This is a genomic window from Candidatus Buchananbacteria bacterium CG10_big_fil_rev_8_21_14_0_10_42_9 (genome assembly GCA_002773845.1).
Lineage (GTDB): Bacteria > Patescibacteriota > Patescibacteriia > Buchananbacterales > 21-14-0-10-42-9 > 21-14-0-10-42-9.
Genome location: PEZZ01000029.1, coordinates 11929 through 35583 on the forward strand (window position 1 = coordinate 11929; position 23655 = coordinate 35583).

The 23655-nt window shown below is 39.6% G+C and carries 20 protein-coding genes and 1 tRNA gene; 16 read left to right on the forward strand and 5 right to left on the reverse strand.

Features of this window, described 5'->3' with window-relative positions:
* Positions 1-2: 2 nt before the first annotated feature.
* The 14 genes from COT81_03640 (at position 3) to COT81_03705 (ending at position 15340) form a co-directional block, all read left to right on the forward strand.
* Positions 3-833, forward strand: coding sequence for a hypothetical protein (locus COT81_03640; GenBank protein PIS04941.1), 831 nt, complete (start codon positions 3-5; stop codon positions 831-833).
* Positions 830-3664 carry a hypothetical protein gene (locus COT81_03645; protein PIS04942.1) on the forward strand — a complete coding sequence of 945 codons (2835 nt, stop codon included), beginning with the start codon at positions 830-832 and terminating at the stop codon, positions 3662-3664. The genes COT81_03640 and COT81_03645 overlap by 4 nt, the downstream gene beginning before the upstream one ends.
* 2 nt (positions 3665-3666) lie before the next feature.
* Positions 3667-4974 (forward strand): hypothetical protein, encoded by a 1308-nt coding sequence (locus COT81_03650; GenBank protein PIS04943.1) that lies wholly within the window; start codon positions 3667-3669, stop codon positions 4972-4974.
* A 10-nt stretch (positions 4975-4984) separates the two neighbouring features.
* On the forward strand, positions 4985-6157 hold the full coding sequence (locus COT81_03655) for a methionine adenosyltransferase (GenBank protein ID PIS04944.1): 1173 nt from the start codon (positions 4985-4987) through the stop codon (positions 6155-6157).
* A 2-nt stretch (positions 6158-6159) separates the two neighbouring features.
* Positions 6160-7527, forward strand: coding sequence for a hypothetical protein (locus tag COT81_03660; GenBank protein PIS04945.1), 1368 nt, complete (start codon positions 6160-6162; stop codon positions 7525-7527).
* Between the two features lie 2 nt (positions 7528-7529).
* The gene (locus tag COT81_03665) at positions 7530-7967 is read left to right on the forward strand and encodes a hypothetical protein (GenBank protein PIS04946.1); all 438 of its coding nucleotides are present in this window, start codon (positions 7530-7532) and stop codon (positions 7965-7967) included.
* Between the two features lie 100 nt (positions 7968-8067).
* A complete protein-coding gene (locus COT81_03670) occupies positions 8068-8694 on the forward strand; it encodes a hypothetical protein (protein PIS04973.1) in 627 nt (208 codons plus the stop codon).
* A gap of 1 nt (position 8695) precedes the next feature.
* On the forward strand, positions 8696-10588 hold the full coding sequence (locus COT81_03675; protein PIS04947.1) for a conjugal transfer protein TraC: 1893 nt from the start codon (positions 8696-8698) through the stop codon (positions 10586-10588).
* Positions 10589-10595: 7 nt separating this feature from the next.
* A complete protein-coding gene (locus COT81_03680; GenBank protein ID PIS04948.1) occupies positions 10596-11183 on the forward strand; it encodes a hypothetical protein in 588 nt (195 codons plus the stop codon).
* Position 11184: 1 nt separating this feature from the next.
* The gene (locus COT81_03685; protein ID PIS04949.1) at positions 11185-11901 is read left to right on the forward strand and encodes a hypothetical protein; all 717 of its coding nucleotides are present in this window, start codon (positions 11185-11187) and stop codon (positions 11899-11901) included.
* Between the two features lie 79 nt (positions 11902-11980).
* On the forward strand, positions 11981-12487 hold the full coding sequence (locus COT81_03690) for a hypothetical protein (GenBank protein PIS04950.1): 507 nt from the start codon (positions 11981-11983) through the stop codon (positions 12485-12487).
* 80 nt (positions 12488-12567) lie between these two features.
* Positions 12568-12639, forward strand: a tRNA-Arg gene (locus COT81_03695).
* Between the two features lie 89 nt (positions 12640-12728).
* Complete coding sequence (locus COT81_03700; GenBank protein PIS04951.1) at positions 12729-13253, forward strand: hypothetical protein; 525 nt, start codon at positions 12729-12731, stop codon at positions 13251-13253.
* Positions 13254-13255: 2 nt separating this feature from the next.
* Positions 13256-15340, forward strand: a complete 2085-nt coding sequence (locus COT81_03705; GenBank protein ID PIS04952.1) for a DNA helicase RecG — start codon at positions 13256-13258, stop codon at positions 15338-15340.
* A 1-nt stretch (position 15341) separates the two neighbouring features.
* Here the strand turns inward: COT81_03705 and COT81_03710 are convergent, their stop codons facing one another.
* The 5 genes from COT81_03710 to COT81_03730 are packed head-to-tail and all read right to left on the reverse strand — an operon-like array spanning position 15342 to position 21211.
* Complete coding sequence (locus COT81_03710; GenBank protein PIS04953.1) at positions 15342-15986, reverse strand: hypothetical protein; 645 nt, start codon at positions 15984-15986, stop codon at positions 15342-15344.
* The gene (locus tag COT81_03715) at positions 15987-17261 is read right to left on the reverse strand and encodes a hypothetical protein (protein PIS04954.1); all 1275 of its coding nucleotides are present in this window, start codon (positions 17259-17261) and stop codon (positions 15987-15989) included. It lies immediately after the preceding gene.
* Positions 17262-17263: 2 nt separating this feature from the next.
* A complete protein-coding gene (locus COT81_03720; GenBank protein PIS04955.1) occupies positions 17264-19723 on the reverse strand; it encodes an ATP-dependent Clp protease ATP-binding subunit ClpC in 2460 nt (819 codons plus the stop codon).
* A gap of 1 nt (position 19724) precedes the next feature.
* On the reverse strand, positions 19725-20612 hold the full coding sequence (locus tag COT81_03725) for a zinc metalloprotease HtpX (GenBank protein ID PIS04974.1): 888 nt from the start codon (positions 20610-20612) through the stop codon (positions 19725-19727).
* Positions 20613-20659: 47 nt separating this feature from the next.
* Positions 20660-21211 carry a hypothetical protein gene (locus COT81_03730; protein PIS04956.1) on the reverse strand — a complete coding sequence of 184 codons (552 nt, stop codon included), beginning with the start codon at positions 21209-21211 and terminating at the stop codon, positions 20660-20662.
* Positions 21212-21468: 257 nt separating this feature from the next.
* On the opposite strand from COT81_03730, the gene COT81_03735 reads away from it, so the two are divergent.
* Positions 21469-22656 carry a hypothetical protein gene (locus tag COT81_03735; GenBank protein PIS04957.1) on the forward strand — a complete coding sequence of 396 codons (1188 nt, stop codon included), beginning with the start codon at positions 21469-21471 and terminating at the stop codon, positions 22654-22656.
* A 30-nt stretch (positions 22657-22686) separates the two neighbouring features.
* A complete protein-coding gene (locus COT81_03740) occupies positions 22687-23655 on the forward strand; it encodes a hypothetical protein (protein PIS04958.1) in 969 nt (322 codons plus the stop codon).

Consider the following 23655-nt stretch of genomic DNA (forward strand, 5'->3'; position numbering starts at 1 on the left):
ATATGGCAGACGAAAAGCAAAATCAAAGGTTGACTGGACCGCAATTCTCATTGCACAAGCCAGGCGATTACTCTCAGCTTTGGCGCCGAGAATTGGTAAAGGCTAATCGTCAAAGACAGCAGCCAGAAGCCGAGCAGGCTGATGAATTGGAAGAGCAAGCTGAAAATGAAATTTCTTCTGCTGCTTTATCTTTAGGCCAAGCTGCAGTGGCGGCCCAATCAATATCTTATGCCGAACCAATTATTAAAACCGACAGACAAGCCGCTAGGGCAAGAAATATTCTAAAGGCTGAAAAGGTTAGCTTTCAAAATCTTCAAGATGAAAAGAAATTGCACAAAACAATCACTGAAAGGGCAGTCATTTTAGGCCAAAAGTTATCCGAACAAGCTGCTAAAGGTGCCAATTGGCCGCTATTTGTTTTGGTGTTTGTGGCAGTGTTATATGATATTTTAGACCCAATTGCCAGCTACAGTACAGCATGGATTGCGAAGATTTTTATTTGGGCAATGACTTTTTTCATAAATAGTTTCTTGATTCATTGGGCTTCAAGGTATCAAGGCCGTACGTCTATTAAGGCTCGGCGCCTAATGTACAGGGCGATGTTTAGAATATACATCAGAATGCTTGGCGGGATGTCGGCAGAACTTATACCTTTTATTGATTTCTTACCGATGATGACATTTACTTCTTTATTGACTGTTCGATGGTTGATTTTAGAAAGACGAAAGTTTAGACAACAAGCCGAAAATGAATTACAAAAAGCTATAAAAGAAGATAAACAGATAGCCAATTTAGTTATAGAGCCGCCAAGACGATTAGCCAAAGCCGCATGAATATAATTGTTACATTTCTTAAAAGCAAAGTCGCAATTGGCGGCATTCTTATGGCATGGTTATTTTTAACAATTTCATTTTTGCTTATCCCTATTTTTTCAGGACCAGTTTTTGCCCAAGAAGAAGATTCTCAGCCAATTGTAGTAGTGAATGTTAACGACAAAGAACATACAGGTGGGTTTTTTAGGAAGGTAGGAACATATGTTTCAGATGGATTGACGGGGTTAGCATTTACTATAATTGGTATACCTGCGAATGCAATATTATATTTGGTAAATCTGTTGAGATTTGTGCTTTATGGTGTTTTGGGAATATTGACCGAATACTCGAACTATGTAAACGCACAGCCCGTGCTGGTTGGCTGGCCATTTGTTCGAGATATATCAAATATGTTTTTTATACTGATATTGCTTCTGATTTCCGTGGCCACTATTTTAAAAATTGAAAGATACAACTACAAAAAAGCTCTTCCTCGATTACTTTTGATGGCAGTTCTGATAAATTTTTCTCGCACTATCACGGGATTGGTAATTGATTTTGGGCAAGTGGCTATGAACGCCTTATACGGCCAAATTAAAGGCATAGGATATGAAAGCTTACTAGAAACTGTTTTTAGTACCCCGGAATTATATTCTTTTGAACACTATTTAGAAGGGCTAAAAGGGGTGGTTAGCATTGAAACAGAATCGGGTGTTACATTTAGTTCATTATTAATTTCTACTATTTTAGGTTTAATTCTTTCGTCCATTACACTAATCGTGGTCGCTGTTTATGTTGTTATGTTCGCCGCACGTATTATTGCGTTGTGGGTGTTAATTATTTTATCACCAATAGCATTTTTGGCCGCAGCGATACCTGGGGGAGAGAGTTATTTTAGACAATGGTGGAGCGAGCTAGTTAAATATGTTCTTATCGGTCCCATTTTACTCTTTTTCCTTTTGTTAAGCACGCGCGTAGGGTCAGAGTTAAATTTTTCATCCAACCAGAATGCAGACAGAATCCAAGAAGCCTTAAACACAATAGGCATTTCAAATGCCGGATCAGTTGATTATATTTTAAGCTTAGTAGTGGCAGTAGTATTCTTAATGGTTGGTTTGGCGGTTGCTTCAAGGGCCGGTACTGCCGGTGCAGGACTAGCTAGTGCGGCGTCGAATAAGATTAAATCAACCGGTATGAGAGGGTTGTCTTTCACTGCTGGGGCACTGGGTAGAAAAGTTGATCGTCAATTAGCCAGGGGTAGATTCACCAAGTTTTTATCGCCAACGGTTATCCGCGAGGGGTACAAGAAGAATCACGCGCGTTTAGATCGCCAAGCTTTTACTAAACCGATTGGAGAGGCAGCTGATTTTTTTAGGAATTTAAGGCCAATTGAAGCTACCAAGGGGTTAATACAGAAAGCAAGAATATTCCCAGGGACAAAGTTAGAAGACTATGAAAAGGCTAAAGCTAAAGTTAACGAGCTAGCCGCAAATACGACAGGCGGGCTAAGCGCTTTAACGGCAGATCAGATTGATTCTTATGACGCCGGAACGAAAAAGTTGATTGAGCAAGGCATAGCCAAAGAAAAAATAAGAGAAAGCGAAAAAGAGAAATCCATTGTCCAAAAAGACATTGTCAAGTTAGATACGATGATGCATGACAGTAATGGGAATGAAATTTCATCAACCAAATTTCAAGAAGCAATTGAAGCTGTTCTAAGAAAACTTGATACTGAAATAACAGACGATCAAGCAATAATAGCCCAGCTAGCTATTCAAAGAGGAAGAGCGGAGCGGGGGGGCGATATTAATCAGGTTAAAGCATTAGAGGACGAAATTAAGCAAAAGGAAGAAAAGATAGCCCAAACCAAAGGTGAAGCCAATAAGCTAGATAAATACAATAACCACAACGGCAAGGCATTGGCTGCCGTTGACATTAGTAGTAATCGGTCTAAATTAAGAAGTATTAACGACGAGATAGAAACTTATGTCCAGGAAAATAAAACCTACCGGGATGAGGCTCAGCAGAAATTTTTTAAAGGTAAAACAGAGTCAGAGTTAAAAGCCATGACCATAAGAACACATCGGCCAGAAACAGAAAGAGCAGAGCGGGCAGCCATCAATGAAGAGTTAGCAGAATTGCCGAGAAATGCCATGGATGCTTCTGATCTTTTGGCTCAAGCTCGCGACGCTTTAAACAAAGGTGAGAAAGAACGTTTTAGCGCTTTGATGATAAAGGCTGCTCAAGATTATAATGGTAATGAGATTTTACCTGAGTTTAATTTGGATGGCGATATGCCTGGGTATGAAAAATTTGTCAATAATATACTTGTTAAACAGCTCGGCATGGGGGAGCAAAGCGCCTTGAGATTACTCGATGATATTGCTTATATTAATGAGGATAACAATCAACGGTCTGGGTCGAGATTAGTCGGTACGGATAAAACGGGGGCTAAACGTTTACTGACTCAGGAAGAGCATAATATGCTAGTGGAAATTGAGATAAATAAAGCTAACCCGAGAGCTTTTCAACAAAACGCCAACCGTCTGTCATATGGATATCATAATGCCGACGGTTCGTACGTGATTGATAAGTTTGGATTAAATTACATAGCTTCTAATATCAATGATATTGTCTATAGGATTGGTAGAGGGGAATTGAACCCTAATGCTTTAGCTCATTTTGCATTACGAAAAGATCAAATAGAAGAGGCTATCAAAACCGGGCTAATTGACGCCCTAAGCGGTAAGAAGTTAATAAATGCTATTAATTCAAAATTGGGTCAATCGGTTAGATCCGATGCCCAAAGTATTGAGGAAAGCATTAAAGCTGCCCAGGGGCATGTAGTTTAAATATGAAAGAAATAGAATTGAACAACCAAGAAACATTGGAGCGATACGAAGTTATTTTTAATGAGGAAGTTTTGAGGTTTGATGAAGTTGAATCTGCCAAAAAATTTATCCGAGACTTTAATAAAATATTGTCAAATCAAAAGTTGTCTAAACAAATTAGTCCAGGTTTGTTACCACGTTATGAAGATTTACTCGCAAAATATCAGTTTGTGTCACTATCTGCCTTACCTCAAGAAACTGTTTTAGAGCTATTAAGAACCAAGCTAACTATTGCGCTAGACTTTGGGGAATTGTTTGACTTAGAGCGGAAAATTAATGGCCGGATGGTATCTATTCTAGTATATGAGGATAGGGATGTGTTCAAAAGGCAAATTCGCCAAGCCATACAGAACAACGAAGAACTTATAACTATTGATCTTGGGCCGGACGGCAAGCAAAGAATAAATGATTGGGTTAATGACTATTTGAATAAAGTTGGTGCTGATCCGGTTGGTAATCTTAGGATGAATGAATATTTTTCTAATGATTCAGATTTTCAAAAGTTATCCGCTGATAAAAAGCAAAAAATCAGGAGATTGATTGGTCTATTTGAGTCGATGAAACTATCTTCATTAACACCGGAAGGACTTGAGCATTCTATCCCAATCATAATGGATAGCGGCGAAGTTAAAGTGTATCACAAAGGAGTGATTGAAGATATTGACAAGGAAATTTTAAAGAAGTATGGCATTAAGCCAACCAGCGAAGAAAAAAGTCAAGGGTCTTTAGACGTCAATCCAGATAATGAAACATTAGTGAAAGAAAAAATAGCCACAAAAGACCCGCACGCCAATGCTAAGGCCGCCTATACAGGCGATCCGGCTAGGCAACAAAAAGTTATGGCTCAAGCTGAAAAATACGCTAAGAAATTTGATGGTAATTTAGAAGGTTTGCGGCGTGAATTTTATAAAGCCGTGCAAGACCAAAATGAAATTAAAACTATTGCCGCTTTTAGAGTGCTAGCTGACTTAAATGACTTAGGTAACTTTTTAGCTGAAGATGAACAGCTGCATAAATTCTTGGCCTCCGTTTGGCAAAAGAAATACGGTGATGATTTAGTTGCTGAATTTCACAATAACGCCAACCAGCCAAAATTTGTGAAACTATTTTTACGCTATATTTTAATGGAGCGATTAAATATGTCTGAGCACGACGCTGCCAGAGTGGGCATTAATATATCCAATATCTATAAAAAAAATGAAGTTAGCGGCTTTGAGCGAATTGCTTATTTTAATGCCGCGGAAAGCGAATTCAAATTTTTTAATGATTAAGTAAAGTTATATGGCTAAACACAATCGTCGTTATTTTTTTACTTCTGAATCAGTCACTGAGGGCCACCCTGATAAAGTTGCTGATCGAATTTCAGATTCAATTTTAGATGAGCTAATTAAGCAAGATAAGCACTCTCGCGCCGGCATTGAGACTTTAGTCACTACTGGGCTTGTGGTTGTAGCTGGAGAAATTAGAACCAAGGGTTATGTCGATATCGCAAAAATTGCACGCGAAACTATTCGTGATATTGGGTACGTGCACCATGACGGCGGTTTTCATTGGGAAGATTGTGGCGTGATGGTCGCAATTGATGAACAAAGTCCAGAAATTGCGCAAGGCGTTGACGCTGGACGTGGTAAATTTAGAAAACAAGGCGCTGGCGACCAAGGCTTAATGTTTGGTTTTGCAACTAACGAAACGCCTGAACTTATGCCGCTGTCATTAATGATGGCCCATAAAATGGCGCGTCGTCTATCACAAGTTAGAAAAAATAAAACTTTGCCGTATCTACGGCCTGACGGTAAAACGGAAGTCGCTATTGAATACGAAAAGGGTAAGCCTAAGCGTTTAGATACGGTGGTTGTAGCCGCCCAACATGACAGCAAAGTGAGTGAGGAGAGAGTGGAGCGAGATGTTATTTCTAAAGTAATTAAACCAGTGGCGGGAAAATATTGGGATCGCAAAACCAGGGTGTTTGTTAACGCGACTGGCAAATTTGTCAAAGGCGGCCCGCCAGCTGATGCTGGATTAACTGGCCGTAAAATTATTGTTGACACTTACGGCGGCCATGGAAGCCACGGCGGCGGCGCGTTTTCCGGTAAAGATCCGTCAAAAGTTGACCGGTCAGCAAGTTACGCCGCGAGGCACGTGGCTAAAAATGTCGTCGCTTCTGGCATCGCCAAGCAATGCGAAGTGCAGTTGGCCTACGTTATTGGCGTGGCCGAACCAATTAGCATTTTAGTTGACACTTTTGGCACTGCAAAAATTGAGGATCATAAAATTGAGCGATTGATAAAAAAGCATTTTGATTTAACCCCGACCGGGATTATTAAAGAGTTAAATTTATTAAGACCAATTTACAAACAAACCTCGGCTTATGGACATTTTGGCAGGAAAGAACCGGAGTTTAGTTGGGAGAAAATTAATAAAGCTAAAATTTTTCGCCGTGAAGCAAAGATTTAGCCATGACTGACGAAATAATAATTTTAGACGACCAAGGTCAAGAGCAAGTAATTACCTCTGACCATAAGCCAGCGCTGCCGACACAGCCAAGTTCGCCACAATCAAAACCGGCGGGCAAGTTGCGTTTACCTAAGGCGCCAGAAGAAAAAGTTGAGCCAGCACCTTTAGACACTTTGGCGGATTTTCCAATTGGTCCACGCGATACTGATAAGAAAAAACCGTCAGCGCCAGCTGATTTTGTGCTTTTCCCAGATGATGAAAAAGACGTTCAAGCTAAAGAAAAGTTTGTTGAAGATAACCGGCAAAACCAACTTAATTTAACCGAGGTGGTTGATAAAATTAAATCTCAGTCAGGCGTGAGTTTTGACGATCCGGTATTGGATAACCGCTTTAGTAATATTATATTTTCCCATTTGCGCGGCGTGAGAGAGAAACTAGAAACGCGTGAAACATTACAGCGTAGCCAAAAAGTTGGCGGGGTGGAGCTGGACGACCCAAAAACCCAAAAAATCTTGTCTTTATTAGACGTTGCTTATGATAAGTTACATAGCACAATTGTAGAAGTGAAACCCCGCCTTGATACTTCTAAGATTGAATTGGCGCAAGAGCAGAAAAAAAGATGGGACGCGCCACCGGCAGCTTTGGTTGAAAAGTTTAATCAATCGCGTGCGGTTAGCGATAGCAAGGGAGCGGTTGTGAACCCAAAGATGACAGCGCCCTCCCCGCAACCAACAACCGAACCGAAATTGACTGCTCCGGCATCAATCGCGCCGGAATCAGAAAAAATTCAGCCTCAATCAACCGAAAAGCAAGCAATGCCAAAAAAGCCGGTTACTCAAAAAACGGAAGAAAGTGAAGCGCCAAAGCTAGAAGCCAAGCCAGATGAAAGTTTTCCCGCGTCATCGGTTACGCCGGAATCCAAAACCAGTGAAGCCCCGCAAGTTTCGCCTGAAATTCAACAGATGAAAAACGACGTTTTACAAGAATTATCAAAAAATGAGGCTAAAAAATCTAAGCCCTCAATATTTAAAAAGAAAGCTAAACTTACCGGGCCGGTAGAAGAGTTGCAAAGTTTTGATTTGGTTGAATTTCGTCGATTATCTCCAAATCCCAACGATGCAGTACAAAAAATTCAAGATAAGATTGAAACCTTAGGCAAGGAATCGTTTACTCAAAAACTCAATGGCATTAAAGCTTGGAAATCAAGCCCTATAAATCAAATGTATGTCAATTTGGGGCATGAAAGCATTAGTCAGAAACGGTCAATTACTGATATAATAAATACTCGTGAATCAAAATCAATTCCGACTTTATCAGAAGATGAGTTTAAAGCGATTATGGATTTAAATATGAAATTACGCAACCATTAATTATGCATCAATTTACTGTTCCGCAATATATTGACGTAGAAGATAAAATCATTGGGCCAATTACCGTTCGCCAGTTTATTATTTTATTAGTGGGCGTTGGTTTTGGCTTTGTCGCTTATAAAACAGCAAGTTTTGTAGTGTTTATTTTTATCGCTTTATTTATTTTAATTGTAACGGTACTATTAGCTTTTGCCAAAATCAACGGCCGACCCATTCATTACTTTTTTTTAAATGTGATTCAAACTTTTAAAAAACCAAGATTGCGCATTTGGAATAAGATTTTAAATAACGCCGATTTAAAGGAGGCCTTAAGGCCTATTAAAGAGGTTGAAGCTAAAACAATCAGAACCAAAAAGCCGGTCGCTAGTACGCGCTTAGCGGAGCTTTCGCTTTTAGTCGATACCGGCGGTGTTTATCAAGGTGAAGTGATTAAAAAGTAGTATGGCCAAAAAAGAAAAAGCCAAAAAGTCGACACAAGCAAGGAGTGATTTAACGACCAAGCCTAAAAAACGCCCCAAAGCTCCAGCCAGCCAGCGTTATATTGATATTGCTGAAATTCGGGACAACGTGGTTGTTATGCGCGACGGCACTTTGCGCACTGTGTTGCTAGTGTCCAGCATTAATTTTGCCTTGAAGTCAGAAGACGAACAAAACGCTATTATTTCTGGATATGTCACCTTTTTAAACGCGGTTGATTTTCCGGTTCAAATAGTGATCCAGTCGCGCAAGTTAGACATTGACGGATATTTAGGACGTTTGGAAAAATCAGAAAAAGAACAAACTAATGAATTATTGCGTATGCAAATAGCCGATTATCGCCAATATGTTTCGGAACTCGTTGAACTAGGCGATATCATGACCAAGCGATTTTATTTGGTTATCCCATACGATCCAGTGTCTGATAAGAGTAAGGGTTTTTTCAAGCGTTTTATTGAACTTTTCCGAGCGCCAAAAAGTTTAAAATTAAACCAAAAAACTTTTAATCGCCGCAAGCATGAATTAGATCAGCGAGTGGCCCACGTTTCTACTAACTTACAAAGTATGGGTTTGCAAACAGTTGTTTTAGACACCCAATCTTTAATTGAACTTTATTATAATACTTACAATCCTGATGTTTCGAGCCGACAAAAATTATCAAATTTAAGCGAAATTGATATAGTAACTTAATATGGCATTTGAACCAGGTAAAATTAAACGCCAAGAAAGGGAGCAACAACGCTCAGAAGCTGAGAAGTTGACTTTAGCCGAGCGCCGAGAAAGAGAAAAGCAAGAAATTGAGGCCGCTAAAATTACGCTGGAAGAAGAGCGTATTTACCGGGAGGGCACAGTTTCGATTAAAGACATTATTTCTCCGGCGGCTTTTGAAATTAAGCCAACTTATTTGAAGTTAGGCACAAAATTTGTGCGGACGTTATTTATAGTCGCTTACCCGCGTTACATTGCCGTTGGTTGGTTTGCGCCAATTATAAATTTAAACGTGCCGCTTGATATTTCAATGTACTTTTATCCGGTGCGTTCTGACATTATTTTAAAACAACTAAGAAACAAGGTTGGAGCTTTAGAAGCGCAGTTAACCGCTGACCGTGAACGCGGTATGCCGCGTGACCCGATTCGTGAAGCCGCTTTGCGCGATATTGAAGCTTTACGAGATGATTTAACTCAAGGCACCGAGCATTTTTTTCAGTTTGGTTTGTATGTGACGTTGTATTCTGATAGCCAAGAAAAACTTGACCAAATTTCTGACGACGTGGAGGCGATGTTTGGTTCACGGTTGGTTTTTTCTAAAAAAGTTTTGTACCAAGCCGAACAAGGGTTTAACTCAACTATTCCAATGGGCAATGATGAGTTATTGATTTCTTTTAACATGAACTCTTCGCCGATCGCGGCTTCTTTTCCGTTCGTATCTTCTGAACTTACTTCAGATGAGGGTATCTTGTATGGCATTAATCGGCATAATAATAGCTTAATTTTGTTTGACCGATTTTCCTTGCAAAACGCAAACTTTGTTGTTTTCGCCACTTCCGGTGCCGGCAAAAGCTACGCTATTAAATTAGAAGTGTTGCGCAGCATGATGCTTGGCACTGATGTTATTGTGATTGATCCGGAACGTGAATATAAACATTTGTGTGATGCGGTTGGCGGCACCTATATTAACATCTCGCTTAGCTCTGAGGCTAAAATTAATCCGTTTGATTTACCTAAGCCAGTAGGTGAGATGTCAACCGAAGATGTTATTCGCGGTTCGGTTATTACCATTAAAGGTTTATTGCGTTTAATGCTTGGCAAATTAACACACCAAGAAGACTCAATTATTGACCGGGCCTTAATTGAAACTTTTGCCAAAAAAGATATTACACCGGATGCCGATCTATCCAAAGTTGAGCCACCAATTATGCAAGATTTCCAAGAAGTTTTAGAAGGCATGGAAGGCACTTCAGATTTGGCCGTGCGTTTGAAAAAGTATACGGAAGGCACATTTGCTGGATTGTTTAACAGTCCGACAACCGTGAATATGGATAACCAGCTAATTGTTTTTTCAGTACGAGATTTGGAGGACGAACTAAGACCAATCGCCATTTATTCAATCATTAATTATATTTGGAATATTGTCCGTTCTGAATTAAAACGCCGATTACTGGTCGTTGACGAAGGTTGGTGGCTTATGCAAAACGAAGATTCCGCGAAATTTATCTACGCCTTGGTAAAACGCGCCAGAAAATACTATCTCGGTGTAACTACAATCACTCAAGACGTCAACGACTTTTTGCTTTCACCTTACGGCCAAGCAATTGTGACTAATTCCGCCTTACAACTATTGATGAAACAATCCTCTTCGTCAATTGATTTAATTCAAAAGACCTTTAACCTAACTGAAGGTGAAAAGTATTTATTGCTTGAATCTGGCGTTGGCGAAGGAATATTTTTTGCTGGACAAAAACACGTGGCGATTAAGGTAGTCGCTTCCTATACTGAAGACCAATTAATTACTTCTGACCCGCGCCAAATTTTAGAGATTGCCGAATCCAAAAAAGAATTTGCTAAGGAATTAGAAGATAACTAATAAACATATGGAAATTTCCAGACGAAATAAAATCATCATCGCAATTCTTGTAGTTATAGTAATTTTAGTAATTGCAATTATTTTTTTAACCCGCAGCGATGATGGTCCGGCGGTTAACACTAATCAATCTGAACAATCGCAAACCTTCCAACGCTTAACCCCAAATAATGATTTTGGGGTAGAGCTTGGCAGCGGCGCGGTGGTCCAACCCGAACAAGTTGAAACTGGTTCGGCATTACTGGCTGTGGCTAGAACTTTTGCGGAACGTTATGGCAGTTATTCTAACCAGTCAGATTTTGAGAACTTAAAAGACGTGCAAGCTTTAATGACCGAAGATTTTGTGCGTCAAACGCAAGCTTTAATTAATCAGTCCGCGCTAGGGCAAAATACAGAAGTTTATCAAGGCGTTACTACCAAAGTAGTTTCAGCTAAAATTATTTCACTCTCAGACGCTAATGCCCAAGTCATGGCTTCAGTTCAGCGTAAAGACGCTCGGGAGAGTACGGTGAATTATCAGTTAAAGTATCAAAATTTACTTTTAGATATGGTTAAAATAGGGGATGGTTGGTTAGTTAATCAAGCGACTTGGCAATAATATGCAACATGAACTTGCCAAAAAGTTATTAGTCCCGGTACTAGATTTGGTTTTTCCAAAATCTTGTATCAGTTGCGGCAGGGGCGGGGCTTACGCTTGCGATGAATGTTTTGATCTGGTTAGTTTTAACTCACACTTTATCTGCAGTATTTGCCACTCAGAGATTTCTTTACCCGGGCAATGCCCAAATTGCCCCTCCGGCTTAATTGATTCATTAGTATATGCCTACTATTATAAACATCCACTCATTGCAGAGACCATTAAGATTTCCAAATACGACTATATAAAGGAATTGTCAGTTAAATTGGGCCAACGTTTAGCAATGTACATGTCACAGCTTCAAGACCGTAATGTGCTATCCGATAACTACGATTTAATCATTCCTGTACCATTACATCCTAAACGTTATCGTCTCAGAGCATTCAATCAAGCCGAAATTATTGCCAAACAAATTGGACAAATTCAAAATGTCCCAATTATTAGCGACGCAGTAGTTCGCATCCGCCACACTAACCCACAAGCTAGATTATTAGCCAATAAACGGTTTAGCAATATTGATAAAGCGTTTGAAGTGATTGCTCCTCAAAAAATCAGCGGCAAATCGATTTTAATAGTTGATGATTTAGTTACTACGGGAGCCACTTTCCAAGCTTTGGCCAAGGCGTTAAGGCAAGCCGGCGCCAAAAGTGTTTATGCCGCGGCTGTGGCTAAAAATTGACATGACCCGTTATTATTTAATGCAATTAATCATACTGGATACCGCCCTTAGCGCGGTTTGGGCTTTGAATAAATAGTATATGCCAGAAAGAATTAATCAACCGCATCCTGAAGTTGACCATGGTGAAGTTTTAGCCAACTGGTCATTTCCTGAATATATCAGCCACAACCGAGGGGCTGTCTGGTTTGTGGCGGCCGGAATTTTGGCTTTATTTTTAATCATTTACGGTATCGCCACATCCAATTTGCTTTTTGCGCTAATTGTGATTTTAGCCGTATTGTTGTCATACATGCATCAGCGTAATATTCAAATGGTTGACTTTACAATTAACGAAGATGGCATTATAATAGCCCAACACTTTTTCCCGTGGAACGAATTAGATAAATTCTATATTATTTACCAACCGCCGGATGTTAAAGCTTTGTACTTTGAGCCCAAAAGCATCTGGCAGCCGCGGATTAGTGTTGATTTAGTTGATCAAAATCCGGTCGCGATTCGTCGCATTTTGCTTAAGTACTTAACTGAAGATTTTGAGCGGGAAAACGAACCGTTATCTGATCAATTAACTCGTTTGCTAAAACTATAAACACGTCCTCCTAGCTCCCGTCTCCATATTCATTCCGGCGGGCAGGCAGCTGAGCTGGACGTAGAGTTATATTTGTATTTGTCCCCATAGTTTAATGGATAGAATGTAGCCTTGCGGAGGCTGAGATCGAGGTTCGACTCCTCGTGGGGACACATGATAAGTAAGTTTGAATTTTACCCCGTACCATGCGACTTAGTCGCATTTGGTGCTTGGGGCCTGCTCGTGACGCTATAATTTTATTATGAACGAACTTTTGTTCTTTTTTCTCATTACTTTATTTGTCACCTTGCCGGTGGCATTATTTGTGTTAATTTTCTTTTTGATTGTCTTTCGCGGCGCTTATTTTGCCAGTACCAACAAAAAAACATTAAGTCTGATTATTTCAGAAGTGAAAGCTCTTCAAGGTCAGACAGCTATAAATAAAGCGGCAGATCTTGGATCTGGCGATGGACGCATAGTTTTGGCGTTAGCTAAGAGAGGCATTCAAACAACCGGCTATGAAATTAATCCATGGCTAGTTTATCGTTCAAGGCAAAAAGTTAAAGACGGAAGCCAGGCTAAAATTTTGAACCAGAATTTTTGGTCCGTAAGTTTAGCTAATTACGATTTAATTACCGTTTTTGGCATTGGCTACATGATGTTAAATTTAGAAAAAAAATTGCGCCATGAATTAAAGCCTGGCGCGCACGTGATTTCATACTATTTCACCTTTCCTAATTGGCAGCCCATAAAAAATGGCCATAATATATTTTTATATAAAAGATAATTATGGCCGTTGATTTTAATACCTCCGTTGAAAAATTAACCTCGGTTGGGCAGGTAACTGCCCGGCGTTTAAAACATTTAGGTATTAGTACGGCTGAAGATTTGCTTTATTATTTCCCTTTTCGCTACGATGATTATTCCAAAGTTTTTTTGGTAAAAAACTTAACTCCCGGTGAGCAAGCCACGGTAAAAATTAAAATTGAATTATTGGATAGCCGTCGCAGTTTCCGTAAAAAAACTTTTATTACGGAAAGTTTGGTAAGCGATGAAAGCGGCTCAATCAAAGTTATTTGGTTTAATCAAAAGTATATAAGTAAAGTTTTGCATATTGGGGATGAAGTTTATTTATCGGGTAAAGTAGCGCTGGATAAAGCCGGTGTATATTTAGCTAATCCAACTTATGAAAATGTCAAAAAAGAAATTACCACCCACACCGCCCGCTTAGTTCCAATATATCCAGTTACAAGCAATTTAACCCAAAAGCAAATTCGTTTTTTGGTTAGTTATGTTTTGCCTTTGGCTGAAAAAGTTGATGAATGGTTGCCGCCTGCAATCATTTCTGATCAAAAGTTTATGAGATTAGATGAGGCTATCGCTGCGATTCATTTCCCAAAGAACTTAACAGATCAAAAACAAGCTTTGAAAAGGCTTAAATTTAATGAATTGTTTTTGCTGCAATTGCAGGTTTTGCAAACCAAAAATCAAATGCAAGCCGCTTCCCGCACGCCGATTGAATTTAAAGAAAATCGGATAAAAGAGTTTGTAGGGTCATTGCCTTTTGATTTAACCGATGATCAGCGAAAAGTGAGTTGGCAAATAATTCAAGACATGTCTTTACCCAAACCGATGAACCGTTTATTGCAAGGGGATGTTGGTGCTGGTAAAACCGTGGTAGCGGCAATGGTTGCTTTTAATTGTGTATTAAATGGCTATCAAGTGGTGCTAATGGCTCCAACCGAAGTTTTAGCAAAGCAACATTTTTTAACCCTGCAGAAAATTTTTGGCACAAAATTACGCATTGGATTACTTTCTAGATCTCAAAAAGCTTATGCTTCAGAAATTACTGGAGCAATTCAAGTAACTAAAGCTAAGTTATTATCTTTGATTAAAAAAGGAGAGGTTGATTTAGTCATTGGCACACATGCCTTAATCCAAGATGATGTTTTTTTGCCTAAAATAGGATTAGTTGTAATTGACGAGCAACATCGCTTTGGTGTGGCCCAGCGAAAAATACTAAAAGAAAAAAGCCAAGATAACGAGTTGCCTCATTTTTTATCCATGACGGCTACCCCAATTCCACGTTCACTTTATTTAACTTTGTACGGTGATTTAGATATTTCTGTCATCAAGCAAATGCCTAAAGATAGAAAACCGATCGTGACGAAATTAGTGACTGAAGAAAACAGAGGCAAAGCCTATGAGTTTATTTTAAAAAATATTAAAGCCGGACGGCAGGCATTTGTAATCTGTCCGCTCATTGATCCATCCGATAAATTAGGCGTAAAGGCCGTAACCGAAGAATACGAAAAGTTGAATCAAGAAGTATTCCCGACTTTAAAAATTGGATTATTGCACGGTAAATTGCCGGCTAAAGAGAAGGATAAAGTGATGCAGGAATTTTCTGACGGCAAGTTAGCTATTATTGTGTCAACTTCAGTAGTTGAAGTTGGGGTTGATGTGCCAAACGCTACTGTCATGATGATTGAGGGGGCTGAACGTTTTGGTTTAGCGCAATTGCATCAATTTCGCGGGCGGGTCGGAAGGTCTCACCACCAATCATTTTGCTTCTTATTTACGGATCAAAAATCGCCCAAAGTAATTGAGCGGTTAAAAGTTATGACAAATTCTAACGATGGATTTGTAATTGCGGAAAAGGATTTGGAGTTTCGCGGCGCTGGCCAAGTATATGGCATTCGCCAATCTGGCTATTTTGAGCAGTTAAATTTAGCCAGTTTTTACGACGTGGAACTAATTGAGTTAGCTAAAAAACATGCTGATAGAGTATTAAGCAATGATCCAAATTTAAAAAATCACTCTAAACTTGCTCAAAAACTACAGTCATTAACCTCAGCTATTCATTTTGAGTAATTTAACAACCAGGGGGGTTTGGTACACACTGGCCAATATTTTGATCCGGCGCTGCTGCTGGGCAGCACGACTCTATGCCTGGTTCGCAAAGATTTATGTTATCAAAACATCCCCGAGGTGCTTCCTGGCTCTTACAAGAGCAGGTGCCGGTTTGCGTTTTTGTATTGAAATGCCAAATTTCATTTCCATCTCCACATCGTTGTTTGCATTGTTCCCGAGTAATTCCAGTTTCAATAGTATTATTTATTGGCTCATCGGATTGAATATCAGGCTTTAACTTTCCCAAGTCAGGGCCTTCAAGGCTAGTGAGTTCAGGGTTGACAGCGTATAAAATAACAAAAGAGGTTAAAGCTATAACTAACCCTGTAAGAGCGGCGGCAATGTATTCTTTGGCGACTTTTACTCTATCTTGGCTTCCTCCGGCCATAAGCCACATCAGTCCAGCAATCATAATCACTATTATTGCCAATATTCCTATAGTTCCAATAGCAAATTGATAAATGGCAATTATATAGTTACGCAATAAAACAATACCTTCCCCGCTAACTGTTTGTCCGGGTATGTTGACTTGCAGTTGATACGCAAAAACTGGCATGGCGACTGCTAATAAAGCAAAAATTGATAAAGTAATTACAAGCTTTTTCATTTAACGAAGTTTAATGTTATAAAGTTGGCCGGTAGTGGATTCAGTAAAATAAAGATATCTATCATCATCAGATGTCACAATATTGGAAATATTAAAAGCCCCGTTGGGAATAGCCACCAGTGATTTTGACCCAGAGTTTAAATTAACTTTTACAATAACATCTGAACCAATTTCCGGTTCATTACCTTCAATGCCAGAACCAATTTGCTGTTCCGTCGCCACCGCGCAATATAAATCCGTGTTGGATGCAAAATGACATTTATCAGCAGTGGTGGACAAGCCTAAATTAGTGCGGTTGGAACCAATGTTGTCACCCACGGCATCAACTATCCATAAGCTTGGTTGGTACAAAGAGGCGGCATTAGAAACGCTGTATAAGATTTGTTTACCAGTTGGTGACCATTGACCTTTAAAATTGTATCCGTGGATAATTGTTTTTTTGAAATTTTCTCCGTTAAAGCCCAAGAAAAATAAATTTTGGCGTTGGCCATCTAACGGCTTGGTATAGGTTCCGATCATCTGGTTATTGGGTGACCAATTAACATCAACAATATTTCCATTATTTCCCAGCGCTTGAATTAAGCGGGTTTGAGTTCCGTCAAGGTTAGAAACCGCAAGCCATCGGTCTTCAGGATCTAAAGCGTTATTTTTAAAGGCGAATCCCCCAGAATTGGCGGCGAAAGAAAATTCTTCCCAATGACTTGGCAAGGTAATTTGTTTATTGCTAGAAAAATCATAAAGAACTTTACTATTGTCGGGAAATTCTAAAATTGCCCGGTTGCCACTTGGCGCCCAGCTAACCTTTTGAACGTTGCTAAATTGCTGGTCAGATAACTCTTGCAAAATTCCATCAGAATTAACTTTGAAAAATTTTTGATTGTTGGGATCATAAAAGTTTACGTCCAGTCCATTACTTGATAAAGCAGGGCTTAATGCGGTATTGGCAGTTAAGGCGGTGGTTTGAGTCACGCCACCAGCGGCTACTTCAGTTGGAGTTGTGGGAATTTCTACCGGGGCATTAACATTGACACCTAAGTTAGCTAAAATTTGACTTGGCAGACCACCCTCTAAATCATCAATGATTGGAATTTGCCCGCCTGGTCCGGCCACCGGTAAGCCGCCATTAGTCAAAGCCGGTGTTTCATTTACATTAGTTATTGGCGCGGGCGCAATAACTGGCCGGAAAAAAAATAACCAAAGTACATATCCAATAATTACTACTGCCCCCAAAAAGGCTGAAATTAATCCAATTAGTCGCCAATTTAAATTAGGCATATTTATTTTATTTTTATCTTATTTTCCTCGGCGGTTAAGGGGATTTTATCCAAATTTTTTTGTTGGAGCATTTTTTCGGCGATTTCTGATTCTATCTCATGAGTGATATAACGCCTGACTTCGCGCGCGCCATGCCGGATGGATTGGCACTTTTGGGCTATGTGCTGAATTGCTTTTTTATCCCAATTTAAGTCAACGCGGTGTTCTTCCAATCTGTTTTTTAGCTCGCTTAGTTGAATTGCAACTATCTTTTGCAAAGCATTTTTGGATAGGGGATAGAAGATAACTTGCTTATCCACCCGATTTAGAAATTCAGGTGAGAAAAAATCTTTGGTTCGTTGGGCAATCTCATGTTCTATCATTTTGGCCTCTTGGAAATTTTCCCGGTCAAAGCCGATACTGCCAGACGTAATTTTATCCGAACCTAAATTAGAAGTCATTATAATAATAGTATTTTTAAAATTAATGGCGCGTCCGGTGGCGTCGGTTAATTGTCCGTCTTCTAAAATTTGTAGCAGTAAATTAAAGATTTCACGATGCGCCTTTTCAATTTCATCAAAAAGTACTAAAGAGTACGGCTTTTGTTTGACCAAATCTGTTAGCTTGGTGCTGTCTTTGTAGCCGACATATCCCGCCGGAGAGCCAATCAATTTAGAAATATTAAATTCTTGAGAAAATTCTGACATGTCAATTCTAATTAAGTTGTCAGGGCTACCAAAAACTTGTTCGGCTAAGGCTTTAGCTAAAAATGTTTTGCCAACTCCAGTCGGGCCTAAGAATAAGAATGAACCAATGGGGCGGTTTTGGTTAGTCACTCCAGCGCGGGATCGTTTGATTAATTCAGACACAGTTTTAATCGCGTGCTCTTGGCCGATAACTTTTTTAGCTAAAATTTTATCTAAGTTCAAGATTTGCTTTCTTTCTTCGGCTAAAATTTTATGTAGGGGTATTTTAGTGATGCGAGCAACTACCTCCGCAATATCATTAGCTTCAATGGTGCCAATGTAGTCAGTCGAAGTTTTTTGTTTGTTTTTCAAAGCGCTAATTTGATTTTTTAATTCCGCCTCTTCTTTTTTAGCTATATGAGCTTCATTGTAATTTTCGCTCAATACCGCCTTGCGTTTTTGGTTTTGGATTTTTTCTAATTCTTTTTGTAGTTCCCTTACTTTTTTGGCTGAACCAGTATTGCTTTTACTCACCTTGACTCGGGCTGCCGCCTCATCAATTAAATCAATCGCTTTATCAGGCAAAGATTTGTCTTGGATATAGCGTTCTGACAGTTTCACCGCGGCGGTGATAGCTTGTTCGGTAATTTCAACATTATGAAAAATTTGATAATTATGTTTAATCCCGTTTAAAATCGTAACTGCTTTTTTATGGTCCGGCGGTGCCACCATTACCGGCTGGAACCTCCGTTCTAGGGCGGGATCAGTTTCAATATATTTTTTAAAGTCTTGTAGCGTGGTTGCTCCAATGCAACGTAAGTGTCCCTTGGCAAGCGCTGGTTTTAAAATATTAGCCGCGTCCATAGAGCCAGAAGCTGAACCGGTTCCCACAATGGTATGAATTTCATCAATAAAAACGATTAAATTTGGATTTTCTTTCAACTCATATATTAATTGTTGCATGCGCCCCTCAAAGTCACCGCGAAAGCTAGTACCGGCAACCAAAGCCGTTAAATCCAAAGCAAATATTTTTTTATTCTCTAGCGCCTCGGGCACCTCTTGGTTAACAATTTTTTTGGCTAAACCTTCAACAATAGCAGTTTTACCAATTCCGGGATCACCCAATAAAATGGGGTTATTTTTCGTGCGGCGGCTTAAAATCTGAATTAAACGTTCAATTTCTTCTTCGCGGGAAATTACCGGGTCGATGTCTTTTTGGATGACCGGGTCTGTTAAATCCACTGCGTACAAATCCAAAATGGATTGGCTGCTTTTTAAGCGCTTATCACCCAGGCTGTCTTCAGTTGGCTGTTGCCAATTATTTAGCGATCGGGCGAAATCTGGAAATTTTGAAGTGCTGTTTAAAATTGTATTAACTTGCTCATGCAACTCATAAACACTAGTGGAGTGTTTCTTCAAAAATTGTTTAAGTCTAATGTCGTCGCTATCAATTAAAGCGGCGAGTAAATGTTCGGTGCCGACATAAGAGTGTTTTAAGTTTGAGGATTTAAGGACAGCGCGCTCAACTATTTTTTTTGTATTTTTGCCAAGCGTTGGACGATCGCCTGGTTTTTTACCGGTCGGTTCATGTTTAAACAATAGCGCTTTGATTCTATCAGCCGATAGATTTTGCCGAAATAAAATTTCACTCGCTAAACTGCCCTTTTGTAAGCTTAAAGAGTAAAGCAAATGCTCTGGCAGAATTTCCTGATGCTTAAGATGCTGGGCTAAAACCCAAGATCGTTTTAGCACTTGCCGGGAATTAGTTGAGAATTTTTTTATTACTTGTGGAATCATGTTAGGCCATGTTTTCTAAAATTTTTATACGTTCATCAAGCGGCGGGTGAGTGGCAAAGGCGCGATCAAAGAATTTTTGCGCCCCACCAAAGGGATTAGCGAAATATAGGTGAGCGGTAGCGTGGTTGGCGCGCCGCATCTTACTTTTTTCTTGACCGATTTTTTTTAAAGCGCTGGCTAAGCCTTGCGGATAGCGGGTGATCAACGCGCCCGAGGCATCAGCTAGATATTCTCTTTTCCTAGATATCGCCAATTGAATTAGCTTTCCAATAATCGGACTTAAAATTGCTAGCACTAAACCGACTAGCAATAAAATAGCGCCGCCTTGATTTGATCGGCTTTTTTTCCCGCCGCCCCAAAAGAAACTTCTTAACATAATGTCAGAGAAAAGCACGACTATGCCAATTAATACAATTACTATCATCATTAGCCGAATATCATAATTTTTAACGTGTGAAAGTTCGTGGGCTAATACTCCCTCCAGCTCTTCGTTTTCTAATTTATCAATTGCTCCGGTAGTAACTGCAACACTTGCATGTTCTGGGTCGCGGCCGGTGGCAAAAGCGTTTATCGCTGGATCTGAAATAATATAAATTTTTGGCATCGGTACTCCTGTGGTAATGCATAGGTTTTCGACCATCCGGTAAACGTAAGCATTATCATTTTTATTAATTGGCCCTTTTGCCCCGGAAGTTGCTAAGGCTACCTTGTCGCCAGAGAAGTAGCTAAAAAAAGACATGATTAAAGATATTGCTAAGGCTAACACAATTATCTCATTGCCATAATCCATAACCTCTCCGAAAAACCAGCCCAAACCAACTATGAATACAATAAATAAGGCAATGAGAATCCAAGATTTACGTTTATTGCTGTCAATTTGCGAATACACAAAATCAAAAATTAAACACTTATAAGCCAAGCTTTAAATTGTAGAGATCAAAATTTTACTGATACGTTCTCTTTTTCCCCGGCCTTAGCTTCAAAAAATTCAAATTTATTAAATCCCAAAGAATTTGCGATTAAGTTGTTCGGGAAAACTTGAATTTTTGTGTTAAAGTCTCGGACGTTGCCGTTATAAAATCGTCTGGCGGCTTGGATTTTATTTTCAGTGTCGGATAATTCGTCTTGGAGTTGCAAGAAATTTTGGGACGCTTTTAAATCTGGATAACTCTCCGATAGGGCAAAGATTGACTTTAGTGTTTCGGAGAGCATATTTTCAGCATTGGCTTTGTCGCCCATACCTTGTGCCTTCATCGCCATATTCCTCGCCTCGATTACCTTGGTCAGAGTTTCCTTTTCGTGCTTGGCATATCCTTTAACAGCTTCAACCAGGTTAGGAATTAAGTCATGCCGCCGCTTTAGTTGCACGTCAATATCAGAAGCAGCTTCTTGGGTGCGGTTTTTAAGCTTGATTAAACCGTTAAATAACGCGATTAGCCAAAGAGCAATGACTATAACGATAGCGATGATTACAAGTGTTATGTCCATAGTGTTTGAGAAGAATTATTATTTTATTATTAAGTTAAATTATAGAAAGAAATGGGCTTTTTGTCAAAGCAGCTTTAAAGCAACTTAAATAGAATATTGCCTAAACTAGCTTGATGCCATTGCGTCAAAATGTAAAGGAATAGAGACGTGATGAAAGTTGACTTATTAACATATTTTAGTTCTAACTAAGTTAGTTTTGATGTTATAAATATGTTATAATTTAGTAAATTTGTGGCTTTGGCGGCAAACATTGTTTATTGGTTTTGCTAAGCAGTAAAGTTAATGAAATAAAAAACAAAACTATGGGCTTTTTTTCTTCACCGGTTAGCTACCTGGGCGTTGATTTTGATTCTAAAAGTGTAAAGATATGCGAGCTTAAAAATGAAAATGGACGCCCCAAGCTTGTAACTTATGGCTATTCTGACCCCTTAGTTGAAGGTGATAAGGAGGTTAATATTGAAAAAACGGCAGAGTTGATTAAAGCGGTTTGCAAAAAAGCTCAAGTTAGCTCAACCAAAGTTATTTCTTCGCTGCCGGCTTTTTCAGTTTTTAGCTCAATTATCAGCCTGCCTCAAATGAACAAAAAGGAGCTTGCCTCGGCCATTCGCTGGGAGGCTAAAAAGGTTGTGCCGCTTCCGGCGGAAGAAATGATTTTAGATTGGCAGGTTTTAGAAGATGAAAGTTTGCCTGAATCGCCGGCCTTAGCCGCCACGTTAAATGTTGAGCCAGGCAAAAATTCTAACGATACCCAAAACTTTCAAGAGCGTAAACATTTAAAAATAAAATCAGAATCTCAATCTCAACAGCAAAGAATTTTACTGACTGCCGTATCCCAAAATTTAGTTCAGCGGCATATGCAAATTTTTAAACACGCGGGCTTGCAGTTAATCAGTTTAGATACTGAAACGTTTGCTTTGATCCGATCGTTGGTTGGGCGAGACAAGTCATCCATTATGCTAGTTGATATGGGGTCACTGGCTACCAGCATCACGGTAGTCACTGGCGGCATTCCTTACTTGACCCGCAGTATTGATGTAGGCGGGCTTACTATCACCAAGGCTATTGCCAATAGTTTAAATATTAGCCTGCAGCGCTCTGAGCAGTTTAAATATGATATTGGTCTTGAAACCGAAGGGGCGCAAAGCCAATCAGTTCCGGAAACCGTAATGTCAGTGCTTACCCCTGTTTTGAATGAAATAAAGTACACTAAAAATTTATATCAAAACAAAAACGCTAAATCACATATTGAAAAAATTATTCTAACTGGCGGTTCATCGCTTTTAGCCGGCTTGCCGGAATATTTATCTAAAGAGCTGGATATGAAAGCCTATATCGGCGATCCGTGGTCACGGGTTATATATCCTCAAGATTTAAAACCAGTGCTAGATGAAATCGGGCCGAGGTTTTCCCCGGCCGTAGGATTGGCGATGAGGAATATTGTATAAATATGAGACTTTGAATCTATAAAATTTGCTATGGCAGATAATATCAATTTGCTGCCTGACGATCTACGCGGGCAAGAAGATAAATTTAAAGGCAAGGTCAAAGACCAAATAGGTCCGCTTAACTTAACCGACCCTAAAAAAGAGGGCTCTGATAAAAAAATTAAACCCAAAGGTAAACCAAACAGCCAAGCTAAAGCGCCGGTTGATATTTTGTCAGCCGTAGAGGATGTGCCATATGATTTTGAAGGTTTGGCTAAGGGAAATGGCAATAAAAAAAATGGCCCTCCGGCCCCCGCATCGACTGGCGATATAAAAATACCGCCTCCACCCCGACCGCCGAAAAAGCTAAAGCCGAGCAAGCCCAAAAAGCCTAAAAAAAATAAGTCTCAGGGGCGAATTAATTTAATCCCCAAAGGCTTAATTGATTCTAGCGATATTAAATGGAAAGATAAATTTTCTTTATTGGCGCTGGTTGTAATTTTATCTTTGATAACGGTTGGTGTGGCTTACTCGCTGATTATATGGTATCAAATTCAAGTCGCCAGCGACTTACAAGCAGTTGAAAAAGAAATTGTGTCGATGAACGAGTTAATTGATAAAGAGCAAGTGGGTTTGTCTCAAGCCCAAGCGTTGCAAAACAGATTATACGTTTTTGACGATCGCTTCCGCCAGCATATTTATTGGTCGCCATTTTTTGAATTGTTGGAAAACTCTATCTCTCATGACGTATTTTATACGAATATGTCGGCGAATGCTCAAGGCAACGTGACCATTGAAGCGATTGGCCGCGGCTTTAAGGCGGCGGCTGAACAGCTAGTTGCTTTTCAGAGGCAGCCGGACATGTTTAGTAATGTGACAGTAAATCAAGTTAAGCGTAGCCAGGGGGAGATATTTTTAGGCGATGCTGAAATTACCGAATCAGTTGTTGAAGCGGAAGAACTAGTTAATTTTGTTATTAACTTAAAAGTTAATCCAAGTATTTTTAAGCCCAGCCAATAA

What these genes read in the sequence shown, in the direction of transcription:
- COT81_03660 (PIS04945.1), top strand. Translation starts at nt 6,160, where the DNA reads ATGACTGACGAAATAATAATTTTAGACGACCAAGGTCAAGAGCAAGTA.
- COT81_03650 (PIS04943.1), top strand. Translation starts at nt 3,667, where the DNA reads ATGAAAGAAATAGAATTGAACAACCAAGAAACATTGGAGCGATACGAA.
- COT81_03655 (PIS04944.1), top strand. Translation starts at nt 4,985, where the DNA reads ATGGCTAAACACAATCGTCGTTATTTTTTTACTTCTGAATCAGTCACT.
- COT81_03700 (PIS04951.1), top strand. Translation starts at nt 12,729, where the DNA reads ATGAACGAACTTTTGTTCTTTTTTCTCATTACTTTATTTGTCACCTTG.
- COT81_03720 (PIS04955.1), bottom strand. Translation starts at nt 19,723, where the DNA reads ATGATTCCACAAGTAATAAAAAAATTCTCAACTAATTCCCGGCAAGTG.
- COT81_03680 (PIS04948.1), top strand. Translation starts at nt 10,596, where the DNA reads ATGGAAATTTCCAGACGAAATAAAATCATCATCGCAATTCTTGTAGTT.
- COT81_03685 (PIS04949.1), top strand. Translation starts at nt 11,185, where the DNA reads ATGCAACATGAACTTGCCAAAAAGTTATTAGTCCCGGTACTAGATTTG.
- COT81_03710 (PIS04953.1), bottom strand. Translation starts at nt 15,986, where the DNA reads ATGAAAAAGCTTGTAATTACTTTATCAATTTTTGCTTTATTAGCAGTC.
- COT81_03645 (PIS04942.1), top strand. Translation starts at nt 830, where the DNA reads ATGAATATAATTGTTACATTTCTTAAAAGCAAAGTCGCAATTGGCGGC.
- COT81_03640 (PIS04941.1), top strand. Translation starts at nt 3, where the DNA reads ATGGCAGACGAAAAGCAAAATCAAAGGTTGACTGGACCGCAATTCTCA.
- COT81_03675 (PIS04947.1), top strand. Translation starts at nt 8,696, where the DNA reads ATGGCATTTGAACCAGGTAAAATTAAACGCCAAGAAAGGGAGCAACAA.
- COT81_03665 (PIS04946.1), top strand. Translation starts at nt 7,530, where the DNA reads ATGCATCAATTTACTGTTCCGCAATATATTGACGTAGAAGATAAAATC.
- COT81_03705 (PIS04952.1), top strand. Translation starts at nt 13,256, where the DNA reads ATGGCCGTTGATTTTAATACCTCCGTTGAAAAATTAACCTCGGTTGGG.
- COT81_03740 (PIS04958.1), top strand. Translation starts at nt 22,687, where the DNA reads ATGGCAGATAATATCAATTTGCTGCCTGACGATCTACGCGGGCAAGAA.
- COT81_03715 (PIS04954.1), bottom strand. Translation starts at nt 17,261, where the DNA reads ATGCCTAATTTAAATTGGCGACTAATTGGATTAATTTCAGCCTTTTTG.
- COT81_03730 (PIS04956.1), bottom strand. Translation starts at nt 21,211, where the DNA reads ATGGACATAACACTTGTAATCATCGCTATCGTTATAGTCATTGCTCTT.
- COT81_03690 (PIS04950.1), top strand. Translation starts at nt 11,981, where the DNA reads ATGCCAGAAAGAATTAATCAACCGCATCCTGAAGTTGACCATGGTGAA.